Source organism: Silvanigrella sp., assembly GCF_044369315.1.
GTDB lineage: Bacteria > Bdellovibrionota_B > Oligoflexia > Silvanigrellales > Silvanigrellaceae > Silvanigrella.
The window spans coordinates 1-8,621 of sequence record NZ_JBIPMD010000137.1 but is presented as its reverse complement, the minus strand read 5'-3'; the positions used below and the strand labels follow the sequence as shown (position 1 = coordinate 8,621).

The following is an 8,621-nucleotide window of genomic DNA, read 5'->3' as shown; positions in this document are numbered from 1 at the left end:
ATCTAAAAAACATAAATAACTTTTCTGAATTATTAAAGAATATTCCAGACGATATTATCATTTTGGACGTCAGTTTACCTACAGGCACCACTAGTTTATGTAATATTATAAATGACTTGAGTGTTGATGAATTGCGAAAAGTACGCGGAATCGTAGTTGGAACAACCGGGCATGATGAGCATCAAAAAGATCTCCTTTATAAATCTTCTAAAAAAGTTCCTATTTGTCTTGTTTCTAATTTTTCAAAGGGAGTATTTCTTTTTGAAGAGTTATTAAAAGCGAAGACATCAAAAGGAATGAGTGTTGCCGATCTCTCCAAAGCCCTAGGCTTTGACATGGCAATGAGCGAAATTCATCATACTAAAAAGAAAGATGCTCCAAGTGGGACCGCAATAACTCTTGCCGAGAGTGCTCACATTCACAAAAATCAAATTAGTTCTGTTCGGGTTGGAAAAGTTGTGGGAGAACATATTCTATACTTAAGCAGTGACTCTGAAGCTTTAGAAATGAAACATACAGCTCACACGAGGAAATTATTTGCAGAAGGAGCTTTAGAGCTTTGCAGAAATATTTTTCAACAAGCACCAAAACCTGGTTTTCTTAAGAAAGAAGATTATTTCATCCATTAAAATGAGCTAAAGCAGGGGTCTATTGCATAAATTTTCAAGCTCATTTATATCAATGCAGGGATTCACCCCATAGGAAAAGCATTATAAAGTATATGTTACATTATTCTTTTTTGATGTTTATGGAGTTTTACTAAAATTAACTTTTAACTTGGTTGGAATATGGAAATCGTAATTCTTATTTTTCGCATTTTATTTTTTGTTATAGGATCTCTAACAGCAATCATTTATATTCTGTTACAATTTTACCAAAAAGTACCTAAATTAGCTTTTAACCTCGCTACTGCTGATTATATTGTTTATTCTGTTATCTCATTAATTTTTGGTTTTGGAACAAACTCATATTATGGATTAGCTGCTTTTTTACCTCTTTTATTGATAAAATATATATCAAATAAGTTCATCACTCCAGAAAAATTAAATGGTTCTGGATTTTGGATGGAAATAGACTGGAAAAAATTAACACCACGAGGTTTTGAACGTAATGTTCCAAAGCATATTTTAGATGAAATGAATAAAATGTTAAACAGCACTCCCAAGGATACTCATTTTATAATTCCAAGAATATATGCCATAATTGCAGTCCGATTTATGCTTAGAAAAATGAAAAAAGAAAGCGGCAATATGCCAAAAGGAATTTCCACACAGCAACAAAATATGGGGATGGAACAATTTACCGGATTAGCTCAAAACATATTGAGTCTTGCTAAAGGAAAGTCTGAGAAAAAAGATCTTAATATTGGAATATTAAAAATTACCCGCCATTAATTTGTTTCTTTAGGCAAATCAAAAATCCATTTAAACTGATTATTTTCTTTTTCTAATCCAGAAACTAATACTGTTGGAATTACATTATTTTCAGAAGATAAATGGATTATTTTTTCAAAATAATCGGTATAATCATCTACTTTTTTTTCTTTGACCCATTCAATTAAAGATTCAATTGAGGTTGCTACGAGAAAAACCTTAGGACAATTTTCTTCCTGAATATTTTCAAAAAGAGTGCTCATGGCATCATTTAAAGTTCCTATTTGTGGTTCTGATTTTTTATGTTTATCAAATCGATTTTCAACACAAATTGGGAGAGCAAGACTTTTTGCTAAAACTTCACAGGTCTTCATGCTTCTTAAATCACTACCAGATAACAAAAGAATATCAGGATAAAGTGATAAAGATGCAACAACTGCTTTTTGAAAAGAACTTTGTTCCTTAAATGAACGCCAAAGAACATCTTCATTTAAAGATTGAGCCCGAGCTTCAAAATTATCTAAAATAGGAATTTTCAAACTTTCAGACAAAAAAGAAATTATTGTTTCTGCAAGAGTTTCAGCACCTTGCTCGCCAGTTCGACTTAAATAGTCAGGCGCACCCATTTCAGATTGTGTAAAAAATAAAAAAAGAGACTTCATATTGTTTTTCCTTAAACTAAAAAACATGAATAGCAATAGGTTTTATCTCTCGCCTCAGTCAAGCCCTTATTGTATGTTAGAAAATGTTCGATGCAAAATCACTTTTTATAGTTAGTTGCATCTTTCTAAAGAATTACAGGCAATAAAACCTGCGGAGTGATAAAATGCCTCTAGATATTGAATCCGAAAGCACAAATAAAAATAAGATTGAATTTGAAAATCATTTTTCAGCAAGAGTCGTAGTGATTGTTTTTCCAAATGGATACAAAGTAAATAGTGAACAAGATCTCCTAGAAATTAAAAATGCTTGGACAAAAAATTTAAAATCTTGGCATTCTCCATATACTTGCCTTTTTGATTTAAGAGACTTTAACATTTCTCCTGCTCTTGAACCTTCTTTTGAAAAATTGATTCATTTTTTTAAAAATTTTTTTATGAGAAAAATCATTGGTTTTTATGATGAAAATTCTAAACAAATAAATGTAAAATTTGAAACGGTATTAGGAATAGATAATGCATCTGCACAAACAGGTCTTGCCAGAGGAAAAGGATTTGAAAAAAATATTACCGATTTAAGAAGTAAAATTCAAATTGATAATGATTTTAATGCCCATGTAATGGAAATCACTTTTATCGGTGACACTGATTTTATGACAAAAGAAGATGTTACTATCCTTAAATCTAAACTTCAAAATATACTTATGCTTTGGCATACACCATATAGTGTTATTTTTAATTGTGTTAACTGCACTTTTTCAGAAGATGCAAAAAATGAATTTGTCAAAGTTGAAAGATTTTTGAAATCTTTTTTTTGCAAATCCATTGTTGGATATGCGCCAAAAGCAAATAAAGAAACATATCCTTTTACTATGTTTCGTTCACGGCATTTAGCTGCGGGCTCATTAGAAAACAGCGGTATTGAATCCGGCGAAATAGCAAATTGCTCTACACGTAAAATTGGCACATAAATAAACATAAAAAAGAGTTATAATTAGATATCTGCTTGTTTTCAAGAAGGAGTCTAATTGAAATGTCTAATACAGTAACAGATAAAGAAATTCTTTTAGCTTTTATTAAAAATGCAACTCAAAAGGTACAAGAATTAAATGGAGTTGCCACTGTTCTCCTGAAAGAGGGGGCAAGACCTGAGCTTTTTGATGCCATCGCAAGATCGACTTCTGCCATAAAATCTTTTGCTACGACCTGTTATCAAGATCAAATCTCCGATTTTATTACTTCAAAATTAGATTCTGAATTTGATCTTATTAGGCTTCAAAATCTTTCCATTACGGAAGAAATTAAAAAAAACATTAAAGAGAATATTACAGTTTTAAAAAATTTGATTAAAAATGTTTTGAAAGATGAAATACCTCAGGAAATAGAAGCCACAAAAGAAGATGATGATACCTTACACTCCCTTTTAACTTCGATTGGACAATTAAGTGTTTGGAGTTTTCATGAACTTATGAATGCTCTTGCAAAAGTTCATGGTTACACTGAAATGCTTGAGGATATCAATCAACAAATACCAGATTCAACTCCTCAATTAAAAAGTGATTTAAAGACAATACAAGAAAAATTAATTTATAATACATCTCATATGACTGGAATTATTAATAGGATTAGGTCTCTTAGAGGAAAAACAAAAATCAATATTAAAGAGCATAATATTAGAGATGTTATTAAAAACATTCAAGAACTCACACAGCAGCCACCCAAATCCTTAAATTGGTCTTCATTACATATTCCAAGCGTAAATGTTCAATTTGACCAAATTATCTTTGAACAAATTTGGGTACATTTATGGAAACTTCTAGGAGAATGGCAAATACCTGGTACCTTAGTACAATCCATGTGTTTTGGTAAAATAGATTTAAATAAATCAATAAATAATCCTAGATTTAAAAATAATTTAACTATTTATATTTGGTTAGAACCTAACGGAACAGTAAAGTTCGACCCAACAACACTTTCCTATTCAACTCAAACACCACAACCAGACTTGGCTTACGTTTTTCACTACACCTCCAAAATTGCTCAAAGAATTTCAGCAGAAGTAAATTGTGCAAAAACAGCTTATAATGGGGTTATTTTTAGTATAACAATTCCATGTGGAGATATAAATTTATCTGTTTCTGAAGCAACAGGAAATCAAATTCCACAACCATTGCATATTTTAAAAATGAAACAACAAGATAAAGCGGTAAAAAATGTTTTAATTCTTGATGATGAAAAAGATTTAAGAACAATATTAAGTTTAAAAATTAACAAGATGGGATATGCAGTCAGTGTGGCAGAAAATATTGCAGAAGCAAACAAAATATTAGATTCAAAACATATCGATTTAATAATTTCGGATCTTTTTTTAGGCCAAGAAAGTGGTTTAGATTTGCTAAAAACACTAAGTATTAATGCTCCAAAAATTCCATTTATTTTTATAACAGGAGCAAGTGAAGATGATATTTCAAAACCAATACTCGATATTTTAGCAAAATATTCAAAAGCTTTTTTAACAAAACCCATTGCAACTCAATTACTTAAAGAAACACTTGAAAAAATTATACCTCTATAATATTAGTAAAATTGTTTTTTTGAAAGGAACAAAATGCAATTTTATTATAGAATTAAAAAATATTCTTATTTAATTAAATCATTAATTGGAATTACATCAATTTCCATATTGACGAATGCAAATGCCGATTCCAATATGAATTTTAATTTTACTTCACAAATTTCTGATGAAGACTACAAAACAATAGCTAAAACAATTATAAATCCAACACGTTTTCAATTTATGTCTTCACCTACACCATCAGCAGGAAAAATAATACCTTTGGTCATTTCTTTAGGGGGTGGCTTAAGTTATTTATCTATTCCACAATCAACGATCGATATTATTAATAAATATACAGATTCCGCAAATAATTTTCCTTCAACAATTTTAATTCCAAGATTTATTGGAAAAATAGGGGTTCCATTTGGAATTGATTTTGCTGTTAATTATGCAAAAATTCCTCAAAGCTCATTAGAACTTTATGGACTTGCAGCACAATATGTTTATGCTAGCCCCAAAGTAGTTCCTATTACTTTAGCAATACGAGGTGGATACACTCAAATTTCTGGGTTTACTCCCATGAGTGCAAGCTCAAGCAATGCTGAAATATTATTAGGCATTCCGTTACCAATTATAAAACCTTATGGTGGAGTTGGAAATAATTGGTCGAATGCAAACACATCTGTTTCATTAACTGGTACCTTATCAAATCAAACGTTATCAAAAAGCGCTAATTGGTCTGAAACCTATGCGATTATAGGGGTTCAAGCAATTGCAATAATTGGACTAGATTTTGAAGCTCAAATTTCTTCATTTCAAACAATTTATAATGCTAAATTTTCTATAGAAATATAGTAAAGCTCCTAATTTCATTATCCTTCAAAATTCAATATAAAAATAAATCCAAGTTCTCCACCATAGGTAAAATTTACTCCATTAATAGAAGACTCGTTTTTCCGAAATCTTCTGGAAGCAGGAATGAATCTTAAAAATTCTTTCCGCCTTAGGAATCCAAGACGTGTTCCTGAAAATGCCATGGAGGCTTTTTTATGATTTTTTTTACGTTACAGAAAAAATTAAGAGAACTTGTAACTTCAAAATGCACTTTATTATGGCTTGAAGGAACAAAACACGAAAGGGTCTTAAAAATAAAATTATCAGGAAATAAAGTAATTTTAAGTTTAGCTAACGAAACAACAAAAGTCATTGCTTTTGATAAGTATACGTTTACATCCGTAGGTTTACAGTTTTGGTTTCAAGGTAGAGCGGGAGTTTTGTATAAATGGGAACAAGTTTCTAATTTGGATCAATATAACCAATCTATTAAAGATGATTTTTTACCAGATGATGACCCGACACCACCAGATATTGCAGCTTAAATTCTCAATATCTAATTTAATGGTTCACTCGGAGAGATTATGAGGCTAACGGCAAAAATTCTATCATGGTTACTTGCATCTATTGTAGTTGTAATGATCATGTTTACAAGTTTAGCTATCTATATGCTACAGAAAAACCTTGAAGAAGAGGCTTTTTGGTCTCACAAATTAATTTATTCTTTATTTTTAACAACAATAACACGTCACCTTTGGGAATTCGACATCACAGGAATTAAAGAAACATTATCAAATATTATTGAAAATAATTATGCAAATAAAATTTATATATATGACGCTGATTCCGTTTTAGTTACTTATCTTTATAAAGATAAGTTAACTGGTAAAATATCAAACATAAAGGACAACAAAGTTACAGAATCCACAAATATTATAACACCTGATTATAAAGAGCAGTTAGACAAAAAATCATTAACTAATGAAGATTTTTTTATTTACCAAGACAATATATTAAAAGAAACTTCAAGAATTATTGGTGCAATGCAACACAAAAAAGGAACAAGTTCGAATTCTTCTGTAATAGGTTATTTTGTATTAGATTATTCAACAGATAACATTGCAGTTGCTGTTCAATCTATGATTCGTGGTGTGATTATACTAGCTGTTTGCATCACAGTTATGTTAGTTGTTTCCATAGGTTTTTTATTAAGAAAATCATTAATAAATAGTATCCTTAAATTAAGCCAGGCTAGTATTAATATAACCAAAGGTAACTTTACAAAAATTGAAGAACCCAAAAGAAGTAAAGATGAAATGGTAGATCTTGTTCGTAACTTTAATATGATGATTACTCAGATTGAAGTCAATCAAGAAAATTTAAAATTACTGGCTGAAGAAGGAATTAAAATTTCGAGTAAATTTGATATTAGTGACATGGCAATTCAAGTTTCGGACTCATTAAATAAGATCTCTAAAATTAACATTCATACGGAGTTTTTTGTCATTTATTCTATGCTTGGTTCTACACAAGCAGAAGGATATCACGAAATGCTAAAAGCAGGTGATAGAAGTTTCATTAAAATTTCTGAAGAATTAAATGAACCACCAAATAAAAAACGTTTTCTTATTAAAGATAGTTCTGGAAAAAATTGTATTGTTTTGCAAATTGATGATTTAAGAAGCGCGCATATGTATTCATTTACTGCAGCACAATCGATTTATAATGCTATTTTAGCTTTACAAATTAGTATCACAAACGCATTAGACAATATTCATTTTGTCGCAGAACAAAAAGAACAACAAAGACTTGTTAGCGAACAAGAAACCGCTCGCCTTGTTCAAAATAATCTCATGCCAAAATTTGAGTATCGTAAAGTAGGTAATTTTGAAATTGCAAATCACTTTGAAGCGGCAACAGAATGTGCCGGAGACTGGTGGAATTATTATATTCTTCCCAATAATAAATTGCTTCTTTTATTAGGAGATGTCACTGGCCACGGAACTGCAAGCGCTATTTTGACTGCAGTTGTAAAAGGATATTGTGATTCTATTCATATTCAACCAAATATTACAGCAAACGATATTTTAAGCCAATTAGACTCTGTTGTTAGACAAAGTGGTGATGGAAATAAAGTAATGACAATGTTTGCTGCAATATTAGATCCGAATAATGGAGTGATTGATTTTTCGAATGCAGCTCATAATTTTCCTATGATGATTAAAAGAAAAAACGATAAAAAAGTTGTAGAAAAATTAGTTGCACAAGGAAGACCTCTTGGATATGAATTACTTTCTAACGATAGCGAAGCTGCTTATGGCTATAAACAAAAACAAATTAAATTAGAATCGGGTGATATTTTATTTATATTCTCCGACGGTTTGATTGAGGCTATTAATTCAAGTGGAGAAGAGTTTAGCGAAAAAAGATTAAAAAATGCTCTACAAAAATATTCGGATAGTGAAGCAACAGAAATAAAAGATAACATCATTAATGATTTTAGAGAGTTTATCTCAAATAAAAAACCAGATGATGATGTTACTTTTTTAATTTGCAAATACGATAAGGATGCTGCGTAAAATCAAATAAAAAAACATCAAAACTTAAGAAAGTTTTAAAATTTGTGATTCAATCTCCAACCAAATTTCTTCATTTGCTAATAATTTATTTTTATACTTTTTAAGTTCTTTATCGAGTTCTTCAATTTTTTTATAATTACTTGGATCTTCTTTTTCTAATCTGGCTTCAAGATGTTTTATTTTTTCATTTAATTCAAAAATTTCAGATTCAATTTTTTCTTTTGAACGTTCTAACTTTTGTTTTTCACGTTTAAAATCCTGTTGTTGTTCCCTTAAGGTCTCAGCAGGTTTTTCATTTTGAATTTGAGATTCTTCTGTTAGTTTTGCCATTTCCATACTTCTATCTGGGCTTAAAATATCAGGAAAACCGGAAAGAGGAGCAAGCCGTTCGTAATCATCGAGTTTGCCTTCAAATAAAGCAAAACGTCCGTCATTTGTCATTGCAAATACGTGGGTACAAATAGAATCAATAAAATTTCTATCGTGACTTACAAATAAAACAGTACCTTCATATTCTTCAATAGCGCTCGCTAAAATTTCAGCACTAGACATATCCAAGTGGTTTGTAGGCTCATCTAATAAAAGAAAATTTGCTTGTTGTAAAAGTAAACAAGCTAAA

8 protein-coding genes and 1 pseudogene are annotated in these 8,621 nt (G+C 30.2%); 7 read left to right on the top strand and 2 right to left on the bottom strand.

Annotated features, from left to right (window positions below):
* Positions 1-629: 4-hydroxy-tetrahydrodipicolinate reductase (locus ACIQ56_RS11185; RefSeq protein ID WP_397601142.1), on the top strand; the 629-nt coding region annotated here is incomplete at its 5' end.
* Between the two features lie 159 nt (positions 630-788).
* Positions 789-1,394: a hypothetical protein gene (locus ACIQ56_RS11180; protein ID WP_397601141.1), complete on the top strand. Its 606-nt coding sequence runs from the start codon at positions 789-791 to the stop codon at positions 1,392-1,394.
* On the opposite strand, the gene ACIQ56_RS11175 is transcribed toward ACIQ56_RS11180, so the two are convergent.
* Positions 1,391-2,035, bottom strand: coding sequence for a hypothetical protein (locus ACIQ56_RS11175; protein ID WP_397601140.1), 645 nt, complete (start codon positions 2,033-2,035; stop codon positions 1,391-1,393). The two genes, ACIQ56_RS11180 and ACIQ56_RS11175, sit on opposite strands and share 4 nt — an antisense overlap.
* 164 nt (positions 2,036-2,199) lie before the next feature.
* Here ACIQ56_RS11175 and ACIQ56_RS11170 point away from each other — a divergent pair, with 164 nt between their 5' ends.
* The 5 genes from ACIQ56_RS11170 (at position 2,200) to ACIQ56_RS11150 (ending at position 8,002) form a co-directional block, all read left to right on the top strand.
* The gene (locus ACIQ56_RS11170) at positions 2,200-3,003 is read left to right on the top strand and encodes a hypothetical protein (protein ID WP_397601139.1); all 804 of its coding nucleotides are present in this window, start codon (positions 2,200-2,202) and stop codon (positions 3,001-3,003) included.
* 62 nt (positions 3,004-3,065) lie between these two features.
* Positions 3,066-4,607 carry a response regulator gene (locus ACIQ56_RS11165; protein ID WP_397601138.1) on the top strand — a complete coding sequence of 514 codons (1,542 nt, stop codon included), beginning with the start codon at positions 3,066-3,068 and terminating at the stop codon, positions 4,605-4,607.
* Between the two features lie 33 nt (positions 4,608-4,640).
* On the top strand, positions 4,641-5,444 hold the full coding sequence (locus ACIQ56_RS11160; protein WP_397601137.1) for a DUF6588 family protein: 804 nt from the start codon (positions 4,641-4,643) through the stop codon (positions 5,442-5,444).
* Positions 5,445-5,638: 194 nt separating this feature from the next.
* Positions 5,639-5,968 (top strand): hypothetical protein, encoded by a 330-nt coding sequence (locus tag ACIQ56_RS11155; protein WP_397601136.1) that lies wholly within the window; start codon positions 5,639-5,641, stop codon positions 5,966-5,968.
* 39 nt (positions 5,969-6,007) lie between these two features.
* Positions 6,008-8,002, top strand: a complete 1,995-nt coding sequence (locus ACIQ56_RS11150) for a SpoIIE family protein phosphatase (protein WP_397601135.1) — start codon at positions 6,008-6,010, stop codon at positions 8,000-8,002.
* A gap of 24 nt (positions 8,003-8,026) precedes the next feature.
* Here the strand turns inward: ACIQ56_RS11150 and ACIQ56_RS11145 are convergent.
* A pseudogene (locus tag ACIQ56_RS11145) lies at positions 8,027-8,621 on the bottom strand (hypothetical protein); the annotation flags it as partial.